Origin of the sequence: Martinezella tropici (assembly GCF_008370325.1) — a bacterium.
In the GTDB taxonomy this organism is placed as follows: domain Bacteria; phylum Pseudomonadota; class Alphaproteobacteria; order Rhizobiales; family Rhizobiaceae; genus Rhizobium; species Rhizobium tropici_B.
This window is the reverse complement of sequence record NZ_VNIP01000015.1, coordinates 200,893-220,963: the sequence shown is the minus strand read 5'-3', so window position 1 is coordinate 220,963 and position 20,071 is coordinate 200,893. Positions and strand designations below refer to the sequence as shown.

The 20,071-nt window shown below is 59.0% G+C and carries 23 protein-coding genes; 11 read left to right on the top strand and 12 right to left on the bottom strand.

Annotation, left to right across the window (positions count from 1 at the left end):
- Positions 1-228: 228 nt before the first annotated feature.
- The 5 genes from FP026_RS27320 to FP026_RS27305 all read right to left on the bottom strand — a co-directional run bounded on the left by FP026_RS27320 (position 229) and on the right by FP026_RS27305 (position 3,781).
- Positions 229-561 (bottom strand): GYD domain-containing protein, encoded by a 333-nt coding sequence (locus FP026_RS27320; RefSeq protein WP_149637704.1) that lies wholly within the window; start codon positions 559-561, stop codon positions 229-231.
- A gap of 532 nt (positions 562-1,093) precedes the next feature.
- On the bottom strand, positions 1,094-1,837 hold the full coding sequence (locus FP026_RS27315) for a class I SAM-dependent methyltransferase (RefSeq protein WP_149637703.1): 744 nt from the start codon (positions 1,835-1,837) through the stop codon (positions 1,094-1,096).
- A gap of 464 nt (positions 1,838-2,301) precedes the next feature.
- Entirely contained in the window at positions 2,302-3,156 is an 855-nt protein-coding gene (locus tag FP026_RS27310; RefSeq protein WP_149637702.1) for a D-alanyl-D-alanine carboxypeptidase family protein, read from the bottom strand.
- A 203-nt stretch (positions 3,157-3,359) separates the two neighbouring features.
- Positions 3,360-3,512, bottom strand: a complete 153-nt coding sequence (locus tag FP026_RS30385) for a hypothetical protein (RefSeq protein ID WP_188112701.1) — start codon at positions 3,510-3,512, stop codon at positions 3,360-3,362.
- A 44-nt stretch (positions 3,513-3,556) separates the two neighbouring features.
- On the bottom strand, positions 3,557-3,781 hold the full coding sequence (locus FP026_RS27305; RefSeq protein WP_149637701.1) for a DUF1127 domain-containing protein: 225 nt from the start codon (positions 3,779-3,781) through the stop codon (positions 3,557-3,559).
- 101 nt (positions 3,782-3,882) lie between these two features.
- On the opposite strand from FP026_RS27305, the gene FP026_RS27300 reads away from it, so the two are divergent.
- Complete coding sequence (locus tag FP026_RS27300) at positions 3,883-4,773, top strand: LysR family transcriptional regulator (RefSeq protein WP_149637700.1); 891 nt, start codon at positions 3,883-3,885, stop codon at positions 4,771-4,773.
- A gap of 41 nt (positions 4,774-4,814) precedes the next feature.
- Here FP026_RS27300 and FP026_RS27295 read toward each other — a convergent pair whose 3' ends face one another.
- Entirely contained in the window at positions 4,815-5,471 is a 657-nt protein-coding gene (locus FP026_RS27295) for a dihydrofolate reductase family protein (protein WP_149637699.1), read from the bottom strand.
- Between the two features lie 227 nt (positions 5,472-5,698).
- Here FP026_RS27295 and FP026_RS27290 point away from each other — a divergent pair, with 227 nt between their 5' ends.
- The 6 genes from FP026_RS27290 (at position 5,699) to FP026_RS27265 (ending at position 12,497) form a co-directional block, all read left to right on the top strand.
- Positions 5,699-7,591 carry an ABC transporter ATP-binding protein gene (locus FP026_RS27290; protein ID WP_149637698.1) on the top strand — a complete coding sequence of 631 codons (1,893 nt, stop codon included), beginning with the start codon at positions 5,699-5,701 and terminating at the stop codon, positions 7,589-7,591.
- 2 nt (positions 7,592-7,593) lie between these two features.
- A complete protein-coding gene (locus FP026_RS27285; RefSeq protein WP_149637697.1) occupies positions 7,594-9,495 on the top strand; it encodes an ABC transporter ATP-binding protein in 1,902 nt (633 codons plus the stop codon).
- A 36-nt stretch (positions 9,496-9,531) separates the two neighbouring features.
- The gene (locus FP026_RS27280) at positions 9,532-10,122 is read left to right on the top strand and encodes an NADPH-dependent FMN reductase (protein WP_149637696.1); all 591 of its coding nucleotides are present in this window, start codon (positions 9,532-9,534) and stop codon (positions 10,120-10,122) included.
- Between the two features lie 105 nt (positions 10,123-10,227).
- A complete protein-coding gene (locus FP026_RS27275; protein WP_149637695.1) occupies positions 10,228-10,734 on the top strand; it encodes a winged helix-turn-helix transcriptional regulator in 507 nt (168 codons plus the stop codon).
- Between the two features lie 17 nt (positions 10,735-10,751).
- Entirely contained in the window at positions 10,752-12,017 is a 1,266-nt protein-coding gene (fabF, locus tag FP026_RS27270) for a beta-ketoacyl-ACP synthase II (RefSeq protein WP_149637694.1), read from the top strand.
- Between the two features lie 57 nt (positions 12,018-12,074).
- Complete coding sequence (locus tag FP026_RS27265; protein ID WP_149637693.1) at positions 12,075-12,497, top strand: DUF4864 domain-containing protein; 423 nt, start codon at positions 12,075-12,077, stop codon at positions 12,495-12,497.
- A gap of 180 nt (positions 12,498-12,677) precedes the next feature.
- On the opposite strand, the gene FP026_RS27260 is transcribed toward FP026_RS27265, so the two are convergent.
- From FP026_RS27260 to coaD, 6 genes are all read right to left on the bottom strand, one after another.
- The gene (locus FP026_RS27260) at positions 12,678-13,568 is read right to left on the bottom strand and encodes a cell wall hydrolase (protein WP_149637692.1); all 891 of its coding nucleotides are present in this window, start codon (positions 13,566-13,568) and stop codon (positions 12,678-12,680) included.
- Between the two features lie 442 nt (positions 13,569-14,010).
- Positions 14,011-15,141, bottom strand: a complete 1,131-nt coding sequence (tgt, locus tag FP026_RS27250; RefSeq protein ID WP_149637691.1) for a tRNA guanosine(34) transglycosylase Tgt — start codon at positions 15,139-15,141, stop codon at positions 14,011-14,013.
- Positions 15,142-15,147: 6 nt separating this feature from the next.
- A complete protein-coding gene (gene queA / locus FP026_RS27245; RefSeq protein WP_149637690.1) occupies positions 15,148-16,233 on the bottom strand; it encodes a tRNA preQ1(34) S-adenosylmethionine ribosyltransferase-isomerase QueA in 1,086 nt (361 codons plus the stop codon).
- A gap of 88 nt (positions 16,234-16,321) precedes the next feature.
- Positions 16,322-16,831 (bottom strand): peptidylprolyl isomerase, encoded by a 510-nt coding sequence (locus tag FP026_RS27240; RefSeq protein ID WP_149637689.1) that lies wholly within the window; start codon positions 16,829-16,831, stop codon positions 16,322-16,324.
- A 119-nt stretch (positions 16,832-16,950) separates the two neighbouring features.
- Complete coding sequence (locus FP026_RS27235; protein ID WP_149637688.1) at positions 16,951-17,523, bottom strand: peptidylprolyl isomerase; 573 nt, start codon at positions 17,521-17,523, stop codon at positions 16,951-16,953.
- 29 nt (positions 17,524-17,552) lie between these two features.
- On the bottom strand, positions 17,553-18,065 hold the full coding sequence (coaD, locus tag FP026_RS27230) for a pantetheine-phosphate adenylyltransferase (protein WP_149637687.1): 513 nt from the start codon (positions 18,063-18,065) through the stop codon (positions 17,553-17,555).
- Between the two features lie 201 nt (positions 18,066-18,266).
- On the opposite strand from coaD, the gene FP026_RS27225 reads away from it, so the two are divergent.
- The 4 genes from FP026_RS27225 (at position 18,267) to FP026_RS27220 (ending at position 20,010) form a co-directional block, all read left to right on the top strand.
- Positions 18,267-18,491: a hypothetical protein gene (locus FP026_RS27225; protein ID WP_246665466.1), complete on the top strand. Its 225-nt coding sequence runs from the start codon at positions 18,267-18,269 to the stop codon at positions 18,489-18,491.
- 90 nt (positions 18,492-18,581) lie between these two features.
- Positions 18,582-18,740 (top strand): hypothetical protein, encoded by a 159-nt coding sequence (locus FP026_RS30380; RefSeq protein ID WP_188112700.1) that lies wholly within the window; start codon positions 18,582-18,584, stop codon positions 18,738-18,740.
- A gap of 40 nt (positions 18,741-18,780) precedes the next feature.
- Positions 18,781-18,915, top strand: coding sequence for a hypothetical protein (locus FP026_RS30795; protein ID WP_281023965.1), 135 nt, complete (start codon positions 18,781-18,783; stop codon positions 18,913-18,915).
- 204 nt (positions 18,916-19,119) lie between these two features.
- A complete protein-coding gene (locus FP026_RS27220; RefSeq protein WP_149637685.1) occupies positions 19,120-20,010 on the top strand; it encodes an NAD-dependent epimerase/dehydratase family protein in 891 nt (296 codons plus the stop codon).
- Positions 20,011-20,071 lie beyond the last annotated feature (61 nt).

The following is a 20,071-nucleotide window of genomic DNA, read 5'->3' as shown; positions in this document are numbered from 1 at the left end:
CCAACTCATCCGCCACATTGTGTGTAGCCGCAAAGTTAGAATGTCCTGTTGAGCGTCGCCAGATAATTTTGGACTGTGGTCACGTATTCTTGGACTGTGCACCCACAATTTTGGATTTACGTACTCTCCTGCCCGAATGCCTGACCTCTCCGCCTGTCAGGCGATGCCGGAACGAACTGGCAGCGGATCGAACATCCGCTGCCGAAGATAATTCAACGAGTGGTCTGCTTATTTTGCCGGGGCTTTGTAGGCAGATGCGATTTTGCCCGCCTTTTTTTGGGCGGCCTTGAATTCCGCACCCGTGTACGCTCGCACGGTTTTGATATTCGATACTGCTCCCGATGCGCCGACGACAAGAAGCGCGGGGATCAGGTCAACACCGTCGGGGAATTCTGCGATTATCATCCAGTCGGTTTCGCCGGTCGTGACGTAGAAAGAATGCTGTTTCCCGCCTGCTGCTTCCATGATGGCACGGGCCGCCGCTTCCCGGTCCGATGGATCGGCGATCATTCCCTTCGCTGCTGCGGCAGAATAGCACCCTGTGATTATGAACAGTGGCATAGGACATCCTCCTCAACAATCAGGCAGATCGGGTGATCTGCGCATATTCAGTATCTCACATCCAGGCGTTCACCGCGATTAGGTAAACCGGAGTAAACCCCGGCGTAGGCCCGTCGTGCAAAAAGCCCAATGCCGCCCTCTCCTCAGTCGAACCTCGATGCCGACGACAAGGAATATGGGCGAAACTGCCGAAGGTCGGGCGCGCCAGATTCTCTTTCGGTGGCGCGATGCGGATAACCCTTGCGCTCCTAGCCCGCTGCTCCGCCCGTTCGACCGCCGCGATGGCAAGGTCGGTGCCAACAAACCTCTGCGGTCGCTCCAATGCGATCCTGCCCCCGATCCAGGATTATGCGTTTCAGCATCCAAAATCGTCCTTTCGAGATCTCTGATTTTCATAGCTAAAACAATGCTTTTGAATCCAAGATTATCTGGCGGCGCTCAATGAAGTGCGACAGACACACAGCATCAGCCATGATTTCTTGAGAATGGAATGGCCTGCTCTTTTGCGCAATTGAACAGGCCTGCCTGCCCCTCATGCCTCCAGTGTCATAACGACGATCCAGGCCTGCCATCTGATGCCCGGGATTTTGAGCAGCAGATTGTCGATCTGTTCGCCGGTACCCCGGACAGCGGCGCCAAGCGGGCTCCTGCGAAACGGGATGGAGGCAAGTGAGGCAAGCCCGAAGAATTCCAGGTCGCACTTCGAGAAATATTTGCGCACGATGTCAAAGTCGGATTTCAGGAGCGGATGCTCGTCAACCGTGCGGGCGGCTGGCGTCCGGTTACGATAGAGATTGATCACGGGGTTGTGGCCGAGTGGCTCGAAGAAGAAGGCCTTGCCGCCGGGTCGCAGCACACGCCGGATCTCGCTAAGCGATTTCTCCAGGACCAGGTGGTGCAGGATGCCGCTGCCGAAGACAACGTCAAAACCCGCCGAGGACAGGCTCATAGCTTCCGCATTGTCGACCTGGAAGGCTACGTTGTTGATTCCATGGCCAGCCGCCGTATTCGTGGCCTGTTGAATGGCGACGTCCGAAATGTCGATACCGGTGATCCGCTTGGCGGAGTGCGCAAGACCAATGCTGCTCATACCGTTCGAGCACCCGTATTCGAGCACTTCCTTTTCGGGGCAAGCCGCCCTCACCAGTCGCCAATAGGTGTCCACAGCGGCCTTTACGGCGAAATAGAACGAGTCCTCCTTGCGCTCCTCCACTGCACCGAAGCGTTCATTATGAAAGTCGCGCTCACGCGTCAAACGTGCATCATCATACGTCATTCCGGCCCTCCAAACTTGACCTAATGCGTTGAAATATTTGCGAGATTTCAGAGGAGCACCAGACCGGTCGCGGCCAATGGTGAATCCTTCATTTTCGGAGATAACAAACTGGAACAGATATCTCCGCCTACGCGAATTCGCAGTTCGGCGCGGATTCCCACCAAATCATGACAAGCGCAGCGAACGAGCAACGGTAGACATAGGGCAGCCCGCCAGTTCGGCAATCACCGCTCGACTATTGATTGTGAGAGAGCCGTCTCACTGATCAACCATGAAAATGTCTTGAGTGAAAGCCGCAGTCGGGGGCATCGCGCTTTTGCACGAAGAAACCCGCCCCCTCACCCTGTACGATAGGCATGATGCGGCGGGATCAGCTTCTCCGCGGAGCAACTTCGGGACGGAGCCACCCTCTTGTCAGCTGCCCAAAGGTGAATGGTAGGCTGGACACTGAAATCAGGCAGAAATCAGTTCGCCGAGCTTTGCTTGGGGACGCCCGTCGATACCGTGGCTGTCGTCGCCACCGGCGCCAGATAGGTGTCCAAAAGGCTTGCCATCTTGTCGTCGCGAATTTGGGCTGTCTTCTCACCCATGACCACGCCGACAATGCGGCGGCCGTTCTTGGTTGCAGACGTCACGAGATTATAGCCGGAGGCATCGGTATAGCCGGTCTTGATACCGTCGGCACCGGCGTAGCGATACATGAGATTGTTGTGGCCGCGCAGCTTCATGCCGCGGAACTTCATGCCGCGCAGCGAGAAGAGCTTGAACTCATCCGGAAAGTCGCGCATCAGCGCCACGCCCAGCGTTGCCATGTCATGCGCGGTCGTGACCTGTTCCGGATCCGGCAGACCAGAGGGATTTTTGAAGACGGTCCTGCTCATGCCAAGCTGATGCGCCTTCTCAGTCATGATCCTGCCGAAGCTCTCCTCGGAGCCACCAAGCTGCTCGGCAATCGCGACGGCTGCGTCATTAGCTGACAGAACGACGATGCCTTCGATAGCTTCGCGCACAGTGACCTTGCGGCCGGCACCGATCGCGAATTTGAAGGGTTCCTTGCCTTCGGCATTCGCCGACATGGTCAGTTTCTGATCCCATGTCAGGCGGCCGCCATGCAGCGCCTCGAAGGCGAGATAGAGCGTCATCATCTTGGTGAGCGATGCGGGATAGTTCAGCTCGTTCTCATTCGATGCCTCCAGCACCTGGCCGCTACGCGCGTCCACGACATAACTTGCCTGACCGGCCTGCGCTATCGAAAGACTGCCAAGAAGAGACACGGCCGAAAGCGCCGTGGTGAGAAGCAAGGAAGTTGTCTTGAGCATGGAACTCTATCTGGTACTCTGAATTGATGATCCGGGCGGAAGGCGGGCAGCAGCCGAAAGGCACCGCTGAATTTGGAAGGCGATGGATCAGACAACTCTATGGCGGAAAGAAGAACGCTGCCACAAAAAGGGCCGCATACGGCATAATTGCTGTGCACTGAGGGTGGGATCATCCGGAGCGCGGCCTCTGCCGGCGGCAAGGGTCAGATCCTGCTGCCGCAATCTGCGGCGCGCGCCAGAGATGACGTTTGAAATTGCTTGGTCAAACCCTGTTGGCCAACTGCATGAACTCTTCCAAATCCGCTTTCGACGCTCACCTCCTGCATAGATCCCGTCGGTGCGAGCAGCAGCGTCATGTGGCTCCTCTCCGGAACTTTCCCTTCCCGTAGCTCTGGGCCATTCAGCCCCAGAACCACGACTTGCTGACCTCGGTTCGCGCTTCGGCGCGCGTCATGCCGATATCGCGAAGCTGATCGTCGGTCAGGTCGCGCAGGTCCCATCTTGTTTCGCGCTTTTCGAGATAGGCCAGAAATTTCGTGAGCGCAGCTCCAAGAAATCCCAGCTTTCGCCATTCCCTGCCCGCGCCAGCCGCTGCTCGCGTTGCGCTATCGATATCGATCGTCATCTTCATGCTCCTTGAGCCGCATCAACACGGCATCAGGATGCACTGGCGCTAGCAATGAATGAAGCTTATGATTTTTATGCAATCCATAAGGAATTCTTCTAATGCTCAATCTGGATCAGCTCGCCGCCTTTATCAGCGTCGTCGATCTCGGCAGTTTCACCGCTGCGGCCGATAAGGCCGGGCTGACGCAACCGGCCGTCAGCCTGCAGGTGAAGCTTCTGGAGCAGCGTCTTGGCGTGAAACTGATCGAGCGTGTCGGTCGGCGGGCGCAGCCATCGCCGGCGGGCGTCGATCTGCTTCCGCATGCGCGCCGCATCATCGAAGCCTGCTCCATGGCGGAAGAGGCGATGATGCCGTTTCGCGAGGGATCGGTCGGCCGCGTGAGGATCGGCAGCGGCGGCACGGCCTCGATCCACCTGCTGCCCCGCGCCATTGCCATGGTGAAGAAGCGCATGCCCGATCTCGAGATCATCGTCCGCATCGGCAATATCGCGGAGATTCTGCGCGATCTCGAAGCCAATGCGCTTGACCTCGCGGTGGTCGCCCTGCCCGCCGCCGGCCGTTCCCTCGAAGTCGAGCCATTTCATGACGACGAGCTTCTGGCGGTGGCGCCCAAGGGAACCGTGATGCCGGATGGCGGACCTGATGTGGAATTCATGAAGGACAAGACGCTGCTCTTTTACGAAGGCGGCAACACGCGTCGCGCCACGGATGATTGGTTCCAGGCTGGTGGGGCTCGCCCCGAGCCCGCCATGGAATTCGGCAGCGTCGAGGCCATAAAGGAGCTGGTCGCGGCGGGCCTCGGATGGTCCATCCTCCCGGACATGGCGCTGAGGCGCGACAGGTCTGACCTGCTGGTTACGTCGCCGCTCCGGCCAAGACTCGTTCGGCAACTCGGCATGGTGCTGCGTCGGGACAAGCATCTCACGAAAGGTCTTCGCGAAATCATGAAATCCCTTCGCGAATTTCAGACGATCGAACAAGCGATGTAATCCTGACGAGGCATCGTTCGACCGTCCCGACCATCGACTATCTATTTCCACCGCTTGCGGCGCTCGATCTCCTCTTCGGACGGATCCGGCCCAACGAAGGAACCAGTCTTCACCGGACCGTCCGGCTGGTAAGTCGCAAAGATGACCCCGGTCGGAGACGACTGGGTGCGCAGCAGTTTCATCGCGGCGGGAATCGCCCCGCCGGCGAAGAGCTTCTTGCCGCCGCCCAGAACAAGCGGAAAGATCATCAGGTTGAATTCATCGATCAGTCCGTGGCGCAGCAAGGTCTGAATGAAATCGCCGCTGCCCTGGATGAGGAGATCCGGCCCCTCGCCTGCTTTCAGTTCCTTGATCGCCGACACGACGTCTTTGCCAAGGGATTGGCTCTTATTCCATTTCAGTTCGCCGTTGCCGCGTGTCGCAACATATTTGGTGACGCTGTTGAATTTAGCGGCGATCGGATTGTCGTTGTCGATATAGGGCCAATAGGCGGCGAAAATTTCATAGGTCTTGCGTCCGAGCAGTAGATCGAACGGCTTTTCGAACACTTCGAAGAGTGTCTTGAAGGTTTCTTCGTCGGAGTAAGGAAATACCCAGCCGCCATGCCCAAAACCGCCGGTCGGATCCTCATCCGGACCGCCGGGTGCCTGCATGACGCCGTCGAGGCTGATGAATGTGGCTGCGATGACCTTGCGCATGATGTCCTCCTTTTTTGGCTTGGTGCCCGAAGGACGTCCCGCCGGTTTCGATCCCGACATGTCATCGATTATTTTTTGAACACGCAATCTAACGTTCGCGCGGGACTTGTGACCAATTGACTCTTGAACGTCGCCACGGAATCGGCAAAATTCATCCTATCAATACTTTCCCTGAGATACGAACCCGACTGCGGGCCCGCCTCGTTTAATTGTGCTTGGATAAAAGCGTGAGCAGCGATTCATCAAGAAACGCGGCGCGGCCATTGGCTTCGCGCGCGCATATCAACGCGGTCGGCTGGGGCCAGGGCCTGTCGACGATCGTCCGGATCACCCATATGACGCTGCGCCACCCCTGGCAGACAAGCTTTGCCATAGGGGCAACTTTTGTAGCTGCAACGTTGCAGTTGACAATCCCCAGGCTTTTGGGGCGAGCCGTCGACCAGACGCAGACGGCGATTGCCGGTGGCGTTGCCGGCCAGATCGCGGAAAATGCCTTGATGACGACGGCTCTGCTGCTGCTTGTTGTCAGCATCCTGCGCGGACTGTTCACGATGGTGCAGAACTATTACAGTGAATCCGTCGGCCACCATATGGGCTACGAGCTCCGCCTCGCCTGTTACGAAAAAATCCAGCAGCTCTCCTTCAGCTTCCACGACAAGGCCCATTCTGGCGATCTCATCACCGTCGGACTGCTCGATCTCGAAGGCGTGCGCATGTATTTTTCGACCGCGCTGGTGCGCATGATGTTGCTCACCATGCTGATCGGCGTCGGCGCCTATATGCTGCTATCGACCGATGTGGCGCTCGGCCTGCTAGCGCTGAGCTTCGTGCCTTTCGTCGCATGGCGTTCCTCCGTCACGCAGTTGCGGTTGCGTTCGACCTGGCTCGACCTGCAGGAACGGCTCTCGGTGCTGACGCGCGTGATGGAGGAAAATCTCGGCGGCATCCGCGTCGTCCGCGCCTTCGCCGCGCACGCGCATGAACTCATGAAGTTCGACCGCGCCTCGCACAGCGCGCTTTCCCTCGCCCATAAGCGTGTCGGCATCCGCGTTATCAATACCAGCGCCATGAACCTCTCCTTCTTCGTGTCGATGGGGCTCGTGCTTTGGCTGGGTGGCCTCAAGGTCATTGCGGGCGAGATCAGCGTCGGCACGCTGGCCTCGTTCCTGACCTTCATGACCATTCTACAGATGCCGGTGCGCCAGCTCGGCCTGATGGTGAATGCCTTTGCGCGCGCATCGACATGCGGATCGCGCCTGTTTGCGCTGCTGGATCTCGATATCCCCATCAAGGATGCGCCGGATGCCAAGCCACTTGTCGTAACCAACGGTACGCTGCGTTTCGAGAATGTCGACTTCAACTATCCCGGCTCGGAAACGCGGCCGGTGCTGAAGAATATCTGTTTCGAGGCACGGCGCGGCGAGACGATCGGCATCGTCGGCCCGCCCGGCAGCGGCAAGTCCACCATCGCCCACCTCATTCCGCGCTTTTACGATGTCACGGCCGGGCAGATCACGCTGGACGGCCAGGATATCCGCAAGGCGACGCTGCAATCGCTGCGGCAGAACGTTGCCGTCGTACAGCAGGATTCCTTCCTGTTCACGACAAGCATCGAGAACAATATCGCCTACGGCGACCCCTGGGCGAAAGAAACCCGCATCGAACGCGCTGCCGAGTCCGCACAGCTTCATAATTACATTCTCGGCCTGCCAGGCGGCTACGCCACGGTTGTCGGCGAGCGCGGCGTGTCGCTATCCGGGGGTCAGCGCCAGCGCCTGACGATCGCCCGCACGTTGATGCTGAAGCCGGCCGTCATGGTCTTCGACGATTCCACGGCGGCGATCGACGCCGCAACCGAGCAGCGCATCCGCAGCGCCATGAAGCGCTTCGCGCGGGATCGGGTGACGCTGATCGTCGCCCATAGACTGAGCTCGCTGATGCATGCCGACCAGATCCTGTTCATCGAGGATGGCGAGATCGTCGAGCGTGGCACCCATGAGCAGCTTCTGGCCGCAGGAGGGCGATACAAGGCGCTTTACGATCTGCAGGTTCGCCCGGAGGACGATGTCGTCAGGACATCCAGCAGCGGCACGCTCGAAAGGGCGAAAAGGGAGGTTTGACAATGTCGGAAATCACCGAAACCGAGCGCAATGACGTGCGCGAGGATGGTCGTCGCCCTCCCCGCGCCGTAGTCGGCTCGCATCGCGTCGAAGAGGAGATCTTCGGCAAGGTCTTCGACAGCAAGATCATCCGCCGCATCTGGGCCTACGTCAGCCCTTATCGCCGCCAGATCTATATTTCGGTCGCGGCCGTTCTGCTGTTCACCGCATCGCAGATCATCATACCGCTCGTCATCCGTCATGCGATCGACAATGCGATGGCACCCGGCGCTATCGACTACTCGGCACTCTGGCTGTCTCTGGCAATTTTCGCGGCGGCAATTCTCGTCAATTACGGGGCGAGCTATGTGCAGGAAACCTTCGTCGGCCAGGTCGCGGAAGAAGTGCTGTTTGACATACGCCGTGCGATGTTTGCGCATCTGCAGCGCGTCTCGCTGTCCTTCATGGATAAGACGGAGGTCGGACGTTTGATGTCGCGCTTACAGGGTGACGTTAACTCCATGCAGGAATTCCTTGAAACATCTGTACTTTCCGTCGGTGACATAGCCCTGCTTTTCGGTATCGTCATCGTTATGCTGTCGCTCGATTTCCGGCTCGGTCTCCTGACGCTCTCCGTCATGCCCATCCTGTTCATCGTGCGGCTGTTCTGGCTGCCGAAGGCACGCGTCGCCTTCATGAATGCGCATGAAACCAACTCCGTCACCAGCGGCGCGCTGGCGGAGGCGATCCATGGCGTGCGCGCCGTCCAGGGCATGCATCGGCAAGGCGTCAACTTCTCGCTTTTCGACGACAAGGCACATACCAATCTTCAAGCGCATCTGACGGCGGCACGCTATGCGCAGATCATGGTGCCGATCGTCGACACGCTGACCGGCATGGCGATGGCGATCGTCATCATCGTCGGCGGTTCGATGGTACTGAACCATAGGCTCGATGTCGGCATCATGGTCGCTTTCCTGTTCTATATCCAGCGCTTCTTCGACCCGATCCGCTCGCTCACCATGCAATATTCGGTCATGCAGCGCGCCATGGCCTCCGGTCAGCGGCTGACCGAGGTGCTCGACGTGCCGATCGATATCAAGGATGCGCCCGACGCCAAGGAGCTTTCGCGGGACATGGATGGCTCGGTGGAGTTCCGCAGCGTCGTTTTCGGCTACAATCCCAAGCATCCTGTGCTGAAGAATGTCAGCTTCAGGGTCAATCCAGGTGAAACCGTGGCGCTGATCGGCCCCACAGGCTCAGGCAAGTCGAGCTCGATGGCACTCATCCATCGTTTCTACGACGTACAACAGGGCCAGGTGCTGGTCGGCGGCCACGACGTGCGGTCCCTCACCCAGGATTCGCTCGGTCGTCAGATCGCCATGGTATTGCAGGAGCCGTTCCTCTTCACCGGCACGGTGCTCGAGAATATCCGCTACAACAAGGCGGAGGCGACGCGGGAAGAGGTCATCGAAGCCGCCAAGGCGGTTGGCGCGCACGAGTTCATCATGCGATTGCCCGATGGCTATGACGCCGTTCTCGGCGAGCGCGGCGGCGGTCTTTCGCTCGGTCAGCGCCAGCTCGTCAGCTTCGCCCGCGCCCTTGTCGCCGATGCCAAGATCCTCGTGCTCGACGAAGCCACGGCGAATATCGACAGCTATACCGAAATGCTGATCCAGAAGGCATTGGTGAAATTGCTCGAAGGGCGTACGGGCCTGGTCATCGCCCATCGTCTGGCCACCATCCGCGAAGCCGATCGCATCATCGTGCTGCAAAACGGCCAGCTGCTTGAAAGCGGCAACCACAATCAGCTTATGGCGAATGGCAAACTCTATTCGAAGCTCTATAACCTCAATTATGCGTCGTTCGACGACATTCCGGAGGAAGAGGTTTCCGCTTCGGTGCCGGTGGAGTCACGGACGTAGAGTATCTCGCACAAAACTGTGGGGGCATAATCAACAATGACCGACAGTATTCTGGTTCTCTACGGTTCCTACCGGTCGGATCGCGCCGGCATCCGTCTCGCGAATTATCTCGTAACCAGCCTGCGTCAGCGCGGAAATGCTGTGGAGCTCATCGACGCTAGAGATGTTGGGCTGCCGATGCTGGATCGGATGTATAAGGAATACCCAAAAGGTTCTGCTCCCCCGGCGATGGAGCGGCTTGCCGAAAAAATTCGGAGTGCCGATGCCTTTATATTCGTCACGGGCGAATACAATTGGGGCATGCAACCCGGCCTGAAAAACCTGACAGATCATTACCTTGAGGAGTGGTTTTGGCGCCCGGCGGCAATTGCCAGCTACTCCGGCGGGCGCCTTTCCGGCGCACATGCGGCGGTCTCCTGGCATGGCACCCTTTCCGAGATGGGAATGGTCGTTATCTCGAGCACGCTTGCCGTCGCCAATATTTCGGCGGCATTGGACATTGACGGTAAACCTATCGGGAGCGGAGGCGATGCCCTTGCGAAAGCTTTTCCCCGTTTTGCCGATGATCTCGCCTGGTGGACCGAGGCAGCAAAACACCAGCGCGCCCGCAGGGCGCCTCCCTATTGAGGCAACGGAATCCCGCACCAACAGATTGGGTTCCAGCTTCGCGCAGATATAGGTCCGCGATAGTAACTTGCATAATGCTAGTTACTCATGCTATCTGCCCTGCCCATGCAAAGAACCAGCTTCAGCACCTTCAAATGCCCCGCCGCCCGTGCGCTCGAAAGCGTCGGCGATTGGTGGAGCATTCTGATCCTGCGCGACGCACTGCAGGGCTTGAGCCGGTTCGACGAATTCCAGAAGAGTCTTGGGATTGCGCCGAACATCCTGACGCGCCGGCTCAAGCATCTGACCGATGAAGGCCTGTTCGAGCGGTGCCTCTATAACGAGCGGCCGCCGCGTTACGAATATGTGCTGACCGACAAGGGCCGGGATTTTTTTCCGGTTCTCATGGCGCTTTTCACCTGGGGCAACCGGTATTTGCCTCCAGAAGAGGTCGCCGTGCGGCTTACCGACGCCAATACCGGTGAGGATCGCGACCCCCTTCTCATCGACCGCGTTACCGGCCGCACTTTCCAACCCGAAGACACGATCCTCGTGCCGGGACCGGCAGCCGACGATGCTGTTCATGAACGCATCGCCCAGATGAAAGCATGGTTTCTGGGCTTCGACGCCTGACATAATAGGAGCAAGACATGGATCGTATCGTCGTCACCGGCATGGGACTGGTTTCCCCCCTGGGCGTGGGTGTCAATGCAAGCTGGAAACGGCTGGTCGAGGGCCGCTCCGGTCTCAGGCTGCTGCCCGAGGAGATGGTGGGCGATCTCGCTGCCAAGATCGGCGGCGTCGTTCCCGATAGTGCAGAAGATCCCGAGGCTGGCTTCGATGCCGATCGCTACGTGCCCGTCAAAGACCAGAAGAAAATGGATCGCTTCATCCTCTTCACCATGGCGGCAGCCGAGGAAGCGATCCTCCAGGCCGGCTGGCAGCCGACGGAGGTTGGCGATCTGGAGCGGACGGCGACGGTGATCGCATCGGGCGTCGGTGGCTTTCCGGCCATTGCGGACGCCGTGCGCACAGCGGAAACAAAGGGCGTCCGGCGACTGTCGCCCTTTACCATCCCATCTTTCCTCGTCAATCTCGCCGCCGGCCAGGTCAGTATCCGTTACGGATACAAGGGACCACTCGGCGCGCCGGTCACGGCCTGTGCCGCCAGCGTCCAGGCGATCGGCGATGCCGCGCGACTGATCCGCGCCGGAGAAGCCGATATCGCTATCTGCGGCGGTGCGGAAGCCTGCATCGACAAGGTGAGCCTCGGCGGCTTTGCGGCGGCACGCGCGCTCTCGACCGGCTTCAGCAACCGGCCGGAAGAAGCCTCCCGCCCCTTCGACAACGGTCGCGACGGTTTCGTCATGGGCGAAGGCGCCGGCATGCTTGTCATCGAGACATTGGACCATGCGCTTGCCCGCGGCGCGGCGCCACTTGCCGAGCTCGTCGGCTATGGCACCGCCGCCGATGCCTATCACATGACCGCCGGTCCGGAAGACGGCGATGGCGCGCGCCGGGCCATGCTTGCCGCCCTTTCCCAGGCTCGAATTTCACCGGCCGAGGTCAAGCATCTGAACGCACATGCGACGTCGACACAGGTCGGCGATCGTGGCGAGATGGAAGCCATCAAGACCGTCTTCGGCCGCGATGGCGGGATCGCGGTCAGTGGCACGAAGGCCGCAACCGGTCATCTTCTGGGTGCCGCCGGCGGCATGGAGGCGATCTTCACCATCATGGCGCTGCGCGACCAGATCGCTCCGCCGACCCGCAATCTGCAGGACCCGGATCCGGCGGCCGAGGGTATTGACATTGTCAGTACCAAAGCGCGGCCGATGGCCATGGACTATGCGATCTCCAATGGTTTTGGTTTCGGCGGCGTCAACGCCAGCGCCCTCTTCCGCCGCTGGCAGTAACCGCTTCTGCTTGATATCAAAGCGCGTTATGCTCTTCCCATATGGCTGGGGTCGAACATGCGCGCTTTCTTCATAGCCGCTTTTCTCTGCTGCATCACCTTCGCACCGGCCGCTCGCGCAGACGATCCGGTACGAACGGCACAGAGCCTCATTGAACAACAGATCGAAGCTTTTCTGCACGATGACGCGGCGACGGCCTATTCCTTCGCCGCGCCGGGCATCAAGGCGCTCTTTCCCGACAAGGACAGCTTCTTCGCCATGGTGAAGAAGAGCTATCAGCCGGTCTACCACCCCGGCAACTATGCATTCGGCAAGAGCAGCGCGATCGACAACGGCGCGGTCGTCTATCAGGAGGTGCTGATCACTGGCACCGACGACAAGGACTGGACGGCGATCTATCAGATAACTCGTCAGCCTGACGGCAGCTACAAGATCAATGGCGTGCAGATTCTATCGAAAACGACGAGCGAAGGCATATAAACAACTGCTCAACCCAAATGAAAACAGCGCGCCTCGTTAGGAGAGACGCGCTGCACGAAGGCTTGAGCCAGGTCTTGCCAGAGCCTTTCCGCTTTTCTTCGAATCGCGAAAACGCTCTGTCTTTTTGTTTCCCTATGCATTCCGGACGGAAAACCGCTGCGCACTTTTCTTGGAAATGCTCTAGCCGCGAATTCTAAGCGAATTTCCTGCCGGCGTGTTGCCGTCGAATTCCGGCCGCGGCTGCGGAATGACAACGGTCGAAGCGGGCACCGGCGTATTGGTGAACGTCGTGTCGTCATTTGAAAGCGGTCCGGAAATCGCCATGTTCGTCGGCGCCGGCGTCGGGATCGGAACCGCAGCCGGGATGACAACGGCGCTCTGCGGCATCGTTACCATCGGGTTCGAGACAGGCGTGAAGGCCATAACGGACGAAGCCGATTGCGCTGGCTGCGTTTCCGGCAGAACGAATGGAGATTGCGGCGCACCCTGCGTGGGCACGTAATTCATCGCGACCTCGTAGGCCGGAAGCGGCGCAGGCGTCTGCAATTCGCCATCCCGACCACGTTTCTCATAGAATGCGTTGCCGCCGGCATAAGCGACGTAGTGCATATTGTCGTAGGGGAATCTCAGGCCCTCGGTATGGAAGAACATTGCGTCCTTCACCTGGGGATGCCGTTCGCCACGCAGGATCGCGGCGGCAGCAACATCAAGATCCGACTTCGCCTGATCCTTGACTTCCCTCGTCATCACGCCCGGCGCGAACTGCTTTTCCTGGGAAACGACGCCGCAGATCGTGGGCGGATAGGCTCCGGAGGTCAGCCGGTTCATTATGACCGTACCGACGGCCATATAACCGCTGGGGTCGGAACGCTCTGATTCGAAGTACATTGCACGTTCGAGACAGTCCTTGTCCTTGATCGTGTAATTGTACGTTACTTTAGCGCCACGAATGGGCTTGGTGGTTTTGCTGGGGGTGGGGGTCGTCTTCTGCGTCGTCGTGCAGCTGGTGGTCGCTAGACCGACAACCAATAGCCCTGAAAGACATGCCCCGAATTTACGTTGCGCCCTCAACGGCAAGTGCCTCCTATTTTCGGTAGTACAGCCCTTATCGATCAAGAGAATGCGTTTTAGCCGGATTTTTTCAAAATTCCAAGCGTTATGCAATCAAATCAGCCAATGAAATGCATCAGTGGTGGAAGGACCGTTTATTCCGATTCGTTATTTTTCCCAATGCTTTATTATCGAAAAGCTCATTGTGAGACACGGCTGAAGACAGAGATTGCCCGCGGCAAGCCTGTTCCAGCCAGTTCAAAACGATGTGCGTTCAAGATAGCAATCAATCGATAATAAAGGATTTACCATGCGGATTAACCGCTTAGTCGCCAACCGACCTCGATGAGGATTCGGCCCGGCGCGAAGCAGTAAAGCAGCCATCCGCCACGGATCGCAGTCGGCGGCCGCCAGATCTCATGACCCGCCGCCTTGATCCTTTCATACTGTATATCGACCGCCATCACACCGGCTCGAGATCGCCCCTCGCCCAGTTCTCCAGCGTCTCGGCCATGAAATCGGCAAAGCGGCCTTCGGCGATCGCCTGTCGGATGCCCTGCATCAGCTCCTGGTAATAGGCAAGATTGTGCCAGGAAAGCAGCATGCCGCCGAGCGCTTCGTTGGCGCGGACGAGATGATGTAGATAGGCGCGGGAATAATCCCGCGAAGCCGGGCAACTCGACTGCTCGTCGAGCGGGCGCATGTCTTCCGCGTGGCGGGCGTTGCGGATGTTCACCTTGCCGCGGCGCGTGAAGGCCAAACCGTGACGGCCAGAGCGGGTCGGCATCACGCAATCGAACATGTCGATGCCGCGGGCTACGGATTTCAGGATATCGTCGGGCGTGCCGACGCCCATGAGATAACGCGGCTTCTCGGTCGGCAGCTCGGGTAAGGTAATCTCGAGCATGCGCAGCATGACCTCCTGCGGCTCGCCAACGGCAAGACCGCCGACGGCATAGCCCTTCAGGTCCATACTGCTCAGCGCCTGCGCGGAACGGACGCGCAGCTCCGGAATGTCGCCGCCCTGGACGATGCCGAACATCGCCTTGCCGGGTTGGTTGCCGAAAGCCACCTTGCAACGCTCCGCCCAGCGCAGCGACATTTCCATGGCGCGCTCGATTTCCTTCGGCGTCGCCGGCAGGGCGACGCACTCATCAAGCTGCATCTGGATATCGGAGCCGAGCAGCCCTTGAATCTCGATCGACCGCTCGGGCGACATATGATGCAGGCTGCCATCGACATGCGATTTGAAGGTGACGCCCTGCTCGTCCAGCTTTCGCAGACCGGAGAGCGACATCACCTGGAAACCGCCGGAATCGGTGAGAATCGGATGCGGCCAGCGGATCAGCTCGTGCAAGCCGCCAAGGCGGGCGACACGCTCGGCCGTCGGGCGCAGCATCAGATGATAGGTATTGCCGAGGATGATATCGGCGCCGCTTTCGCGCACCTGGTCGAGATACATGGCCTTGACCGTGCCGACTGTGCCGACAGGCATAAATGCCGGCGTGCGGATCGTGCCGCGCGGCATGGAAACTTCGCCGAGGCGCGCGCCGCCATCGGTCTTCTTCAATTGAAACTGAAAGCTCTCGCTCATCTCGTCCTAGTCTTTCCGGTAGAGCAGGCTGCCATCGCCATAGGAATAGAAGCGATAGCCCGTCTCGATAGCATGTGTATAGGCCGCGCGCATCGTATCGAGGCCGGCAAAGGCCGATACGAGCATGAACAGGGTCGAGCGCGGCAGGTGGAAATTGGTCATCAGCATGTCGACGGCCTTGAAGCGGTAGCCAGGCGTGATGAAGATGCCCGTAGCACCCTGCCAGGGCTGGATGGTGCCATCAGCTGCGGCAGCACTTTCGATCAGTCTCAGCGACGTCGTTCCGACGCAGACAATGCGCCCGCCTCTCGCCTTGACGGCGTTGAGCTTCCCGGCGGTCGCGGCATCGACATAGCCGATCTCGAAATGCATCTTGTGATCGTCGGTATCATCGGCCTTCACAGGCAGAAAGGTGCCGGCGCCGACATGCAACGTCACGAAATGGCGCTCGACACCCAAGTCATCGAGCGCTGCAAACAGGGATGGCGTAAAATGCAGGCCGGCGGTGGGTGCGGCGACGGCACCTTCTTCCCGCGCATAGATCGTCTGGTAGTCGGCGCGATCGCGCTCGTCTTCCGGGCGCTTCGCCGCGATGTAGGGCGGCAGGGGAATATGACCCACCGCCGCGATCGCTTCATCCAGCGCGGGACCGGACAGATCGAACCGCAGGGTGATTTCGCCGCCCTCGCCCTTTTCCTCCACCGTTGCATCGAGCGAGCCGAGGGCGCAGACATTTTCGCCATGACCGAACTGGATGCGATCGCCGATCTTGATGCGCTTCCCGGGCTTGGCAAAGGCCTTCCAGCGATCAGGTGCGGCGCGCATATGCAAGGTCGCCGAGACCTGCTGGCCGGGCGCACCCTCGCGATGGCGAATGCCTTCAAGTTGCGCCGGTATCACCTTGGTATCGTTGAAGACCACGGCGTCACCGGGGCGCAGGAAGGACGGCAAATCCCGCACCTGATGGTCGCTGAGCGTGTTTGCGCCGCTGTTCGGATCGACGACGAGCAGGCGCGCGCTATCGCGCGGCTCGGCGGGCCTGAGCGCGATACGCTCATCCGGCAAATCGAAATCGAAAAGGTCAACGCGCATACAAGTGGTCCAGGCAGTTCATTCAGACAAAGCGAAACCCGCCCCTCACGCCACAAGCGCAAGAGGCGGGTTTCAGGAATAATCACGATCAGACGTCGGCGGCAACCCGCGCGGATACGATCGAATCCGGATCCTTCACCGGCTCGCCGCGCTTGATCTGGTCGACGATTTCCATGCCGGAGATGACCTGACCCCAGACCGAATACTGCTTGTTCAGCCACGGAGCATCGGCAAAGCAGATGAAGAACTGCGAATTGGCCGAGTTCGGGTTCTGCGAACGAGCCATGGAACAGGTACCGCGTATATGCGAGGTCGCGGAAAATTCCGCCTTCAGGTCAGGCTTGGAGGAGCCACCCATGCCGGCGCGGCCGGGATTGAAGGTTTCGCTGCCCTGCTTGCCGAACTGCACGTCGCCGGTCTGGGCCATGAAGCCATCGATGACGCGATGGAAGACGACGCCATCATAGGCCTTCTCGCGAGCGAGTTCCTTGATGCGGGCAACGTGCTCGGGGGCGACCTGCGGCAGAAGCTGAATGACAACCTGGCCCTTGGTGGTTTCCAGGATGAGGGTGTTTTCTGGATCCTTGATCTCAGCCATGTTCGTTTCCTTGTTCTCTCTGTTTGGTTGTGCATGATCCTACCCGGATCATGCAGCTTGCGTTGGCGTGATCTCATCCAAAAGCCGCGCCGGGCCTTTTGAGATCATGCCCCGTGAAGTCACTTCTTGGTGACGGTGACCTTGACCATCTTGTCAGGGTTGCTCACTTCGCCGTTCTGGCCCTCGCCACGCTTGATCTTGTCGACAAGCTCCATGCCGGAGATGACCTTGCCGACGACCGTATACTGGCCGTTCAGGAAATCACCATTGGCGAACATGATGAAGAATTGCGAGTTGGCGGAATTCGGGTCCTGGGCGCGCGCCATGCCGACGGTGCCGCGCTGGAACGGGACTTTCGAGAATTCGGCAGGAAGATTCGGCAGGTCGGAACCGCCGGTGCCGGCCTTGTTCGGATCGTAGCCCTTCGTCGCATTGCCGTACTGGACGTCGCCGGTCTGGGCCATGAAGCCATCGATGACGCGGTGGAAGACGACGTTGTCGTAAGCACCCTTCTTGGCCAGCGCTTCGATCTGCGCGACATGCTTCGGCGCAACTTCGGGCATCAGCTGGATGACGACTGGGCCGTCCTTGAGCTGGATCGTCAAGAAATCGGCGGCCGCAGCCGAGATTGCGCTGCCTGCGAAGGCGGCAAGGCTCAAAGCGCCTGCCAATGCGATATGAAAGAGTTTCATGGGTGCTCCGTTCGGAAATGAATTCGGGCTCAGTTTTTGACGCTGGCCGTATCTTTGAGTTTGCCGGTCAGGGCTTCCAGAACCGCTGACGGCACGAAGGCGCTGACATCGCCGCCCATGGATGCGATCTGCCGCACCAATGTGGCGGTTATGGGCCGCGAGGCCGTGCCGGCGGGCAGAAACAGCGTCTGGATATCCGGCGCCATCTGCCGGTTCATGCCGGCCATCTGCATTTCGTAGTCGAGGTCGGTGCCATCGCGCAGGCCGCGCACCAGCAAGGTGGCGCCATGGGTGCGGGCGGCATCGACGACCAGATTGTCGAAGGCGACGACGGAAATGGCACCCGCCTTCTGTGGCACAGCCTCGGCAAGCGATCTGCGGATCAGTTCCGCCCGTTCCTCAAAGGAGAAGAGCGGCTTCTTGCCGGGGTGAATGCCGATCGCGACGATCACATTCGAGGCGACGTTCAACGCCTGCACGAGGACATCCAGATGTCCATTGGTCATCGGGTCGAAGGATCCGGGATAAAAGGCTGTCGTCATACCAAGCCGGCTCGTTGTTTTGACGCCTTTTGTCATGGATGGGGCCGCATCGCAAGTCATTTGCAACCCAAGGACCGCCTCTGAACACTGGATGAACGCGACGTTCAAGCCTGTTTCAGCTCGACAGTGCTTTACTGGCTTCAACATCGAAACGGGCCTGGTTCAATGGCTCATCGATCTCCGCCTCAGGGAAATCATGCCATGCTCGTCTTCATTATCGCTGGCGCCATCGTCGGTTCATTTCTCGTCGAATATCTCGTTCATCTTTTCGCCGACTATTATGAGATTGAATGGGATTCCGCCTTTGAGAACGGCAAAGACGTCGACTTTGCCCAAGAAATCGCCACCGCCATGCGCAAAACGCATCGCGAATCTGAACGCCAGATGAACAAGCTATTCAAGGTCGCTTCAGGCGCGCATTGCTAGACAGCTCTCAAGATCGGCGGAACCATTTAGGAAACGCCGCGTTAACAGTTCGAAACTCAGTTCGCATATTGCGGCAAGAAGGGAAATAGTATGCCCGACAAGATCACCCTCATTAACGTTGTTTGGATGGCCATGATTTCGGGAATGCTCGCGGCAACCGTTGCGCTTTACGATCAGAAACCCGACCAGTCGAAGGTCTACGGTCCCTTTGCTTCGGCTCGTCCCTTCGTTACCACGAGCCAATACTAAAGGGATCTGAACGCTAGTCCCACCAAAGGAGGGAGCGATCATGTTCACAATTTTGACGCTGCTTACGCTTTTCATCAGCATCATGTTTATCGTGTCAGTCGCATCCACCATTTCGGCGCTCCATCGCGAAAGCGAAGAGAGCAAGAGATTGCATAAGCGTCACAAGACGCTCTGATCTCCGCGTACCGAGCATCTCTCCCCGCCATATGCTCGGATGGACCATGAACCGGACGCTACCCCCGCCAGCGTCCGGTTTTTTATTGCCAATACATTGAACTCTTGCATCCTGTCGCCACTCCGCAAGCATATGATCTTGCAACAAGAAGCGCGGCAATCGCCATGATCGTGCTATGATGGGCCAGTTCATCGGGGGATCGACATGCGCATTGTTCTGACAGGCAGTTCAGGGCGGCTTGGCCGGGCAATCTTCAACGCGCTGGCGGCAAACCACTCGGTCGTAGGGATCGATCGCTCGCCGTTTTCGACGACGCATCTCGTTGGCGATTTCACTGATACGGTGCTGCTGCGCCAAGCGCTGGCGGGTGCCGATGCGGTCGTCCATTGCGCGGCGCTGCACGCTCCGCATGTCGGAACGATCTCCGACGATGAATTCCGCCGCATTAATGTGGAGGGAACGCGTTTCCTAGCAGAAGCGTCGCTGGCGGCCGGTGTGAAGCGACTGGTGTTTACAAGCACGACGGCGCTTTATGGCCACGCAGCCGCTCCCGGCCGTTGCACATGGATCGATGAAGACACAGCGCCGCAACCGAAAAGCGTCTATCACCGCACAAAACTGGAAGCCGAACGGATCCTAGCGGACATGGCCGGTCCAGATCTGCAGGTGCGCGTTTTACGCATGTCTCGGAGTTTTCCCGAACCGGCCAACGTGATGGCCGCCTACCGGCTGCATCGCGGCGTCGATATCCGGGACGTGGCCGATGCCCATGTCGCGGCATTGACGAATGGCGGCATGGATTTTCAACGGCATATCGTTTCCGCCGGCACGCTGTTCAAACCAGAGGATTGCGAGGCGCTCGCCGTCGACACGCCCTCCGTCATCCGATTGCGCGCTCCGGGCCTTGCCGCGAAATTTGCGCAGCAAAACTGGTCTCTGCCGCAAAGCATCGATCGCGTCTACGCCTCGAAATCCGCAGGCACGGTCCTCGGATGGCATTTCCGTTTCGGCTATGACGAGGTTCTCGCACAGCTTGATCGCGAAAGCCTCGAGGTTCTGCCGCCCTTCTCCCAGGGCAATAAACAGTCCGAATAGATCCTATCGCGATCTTCCGACAAGTCAGCCTGCGCTCCAAAAACAATCGCATGAGCCTGTT

Excerpts from the sequence above, each read along its gene's own strand:
- fabF (WP_149637694.1), top strand. The coding sequence starts at position 10,752 with ATGGATCGTATCGTCGTCACCGGCATGGGACTGGTTTCCCCCCTGGGC.
- FP026_RS27240 (WP_149637689.1), bottom strand. The coding sequence starts at position 16,831 with ATGGCTGAGATCAAGGATCCAGAAAACACCCTCATCCTGGAAACCACC.
- FP026_RS27295 (WP_149637699.1), bottom strand. The coding sequence starts at position 5,471 with ATGCGCAAGGTCATCGCAGCCACATTCATCAGCCTCGACGGCGTCATG.
- tgt (WP_149637691.1), bottom strand. The coding sequence starts at position 15,141 with ATGAGCGAGAGCTTTCAGTTTCAATTGAAGAAGACCGATGGCGGCGCG.
- FP026_RS30380 (WP_188112700.1), top strand. The coding sequence starts at position 18,582 with ATGCCCGACAAGATCACCCTCATTAACGTTGTTTGGATGGCCATGATT.
- FP026_RS30795 (WP_281023965.1), top strand. The coding sequence starts at position 18,781 with ATGTTCACAATTTTGACGCTGCTTACGCTTTTCATCAGCATCATGTTT.
- FP026_RS27280 (WP_149637696.1), top strand. The coding sequence starts at position 9,532 with ATGACCGACAGTATTCTGGTTCTCTACGGTTCCTACCGGTCGGATCGC.
- FP026_RS27275 (WP_149637695.1), top strand. The coding sequence starts at position 10,228 with ATGCAAAGAACCAGCTTCAGCACCTTCAAATGCCCCGCCGCCCGTGCG.
- FP026_RS27305 (WP_149637701.1), bottom strand. The coding sequence starts at position 3,781 with ATGACGATCGATATCGATAGCGCAACGCGAGCAGCGGCTGGCGCGGGC.
- FP026_RS27220 (WP_149637685.1), top strand. The coding sequence starts at position 19,120 with ATGCGCATTGTTCTGACAGGCAGTTCAGGGCGGCTTGGCCGGGCAATC.
- FP026_RS27265 (WP_149637693.1), top strand. The coding sequence starts at position 12,075 with ATGCGCGCTTTCTTCATAGCCGCTTTTCTCTGCTGCATCACCTTCGCA.
- FP026_RS27310 (WP_149637702.1), bottom strand. The coding sequence starts at position 3,156 with ATGCTCAAGACAACTTCCTTGCTTCTCACCACGGCGCTTTCGGCCGTG.
- FP026_RS27320 (WP_149637704.1), bottom strand. The coding sequence starts at position 561 with ATGCCACTGTTCATAATCACAGGGTGCTATTCTGCCGCAGCAGCGAAG.
- queA (WP_149637690.1), bottom strand. The coding sequence starts at position 16,233 with ATGCGCGTTGACCTTTTCGATTTCGATTTGCCGGATGAGCGTATCGCG.
- FP026_RS30385 (WP_188112701.1), bottom strand. The coding sequence starts at position 3,512 with ATGACGCTGCTGCTCGCACCGACGGGATCTATGCAGGAGGTGAGCGTC.
- FP026_RS27315 (WP_149637703.1), bottom strand. The coding sequence starts at position 1,837 with ATGACGTATGATGATGCACGTTTGACGCGTGAGCGCGACTTTCATAAT.
- FP026_RS27285 (WP_149637697.1), top strand. The coding sequence starts at position 7,594 with ATGTCGGAAATCACCGAAACCGAGCGCAATGACGTGCGCGAGGATGGT.
- coaD (WP_149637687.1), bottom strand. The coding sequence starts at position 18,065 with ATGACGACAGCCTTTTATCCCGGATCCTTCGACCCGATGACCAATGGA.
- FP026_RS27235 (WP_149637688.1), bottom strand. The coding sequence starts at position 17,523 with ATGAAACTCTTTCATATCGCATTGGCAGGCGCTTTGAGCCTTGCCGCC.
- FP026_RS27300 (WP_149637700.1), top strand. The coding sequence starts at position 3,883 with ATGCTCAATCTGGATCAGCTCGCCGCCTTTATCAGCGTCGTCGATCTC.
- FP026_RS27225 (WP_246665466.1), top strand. The coding sequence starts at position 18,267 with ATGCTCGTCTTCATTATCGCTGGCGCCATCGTCGGTTCATTTCTCGTC.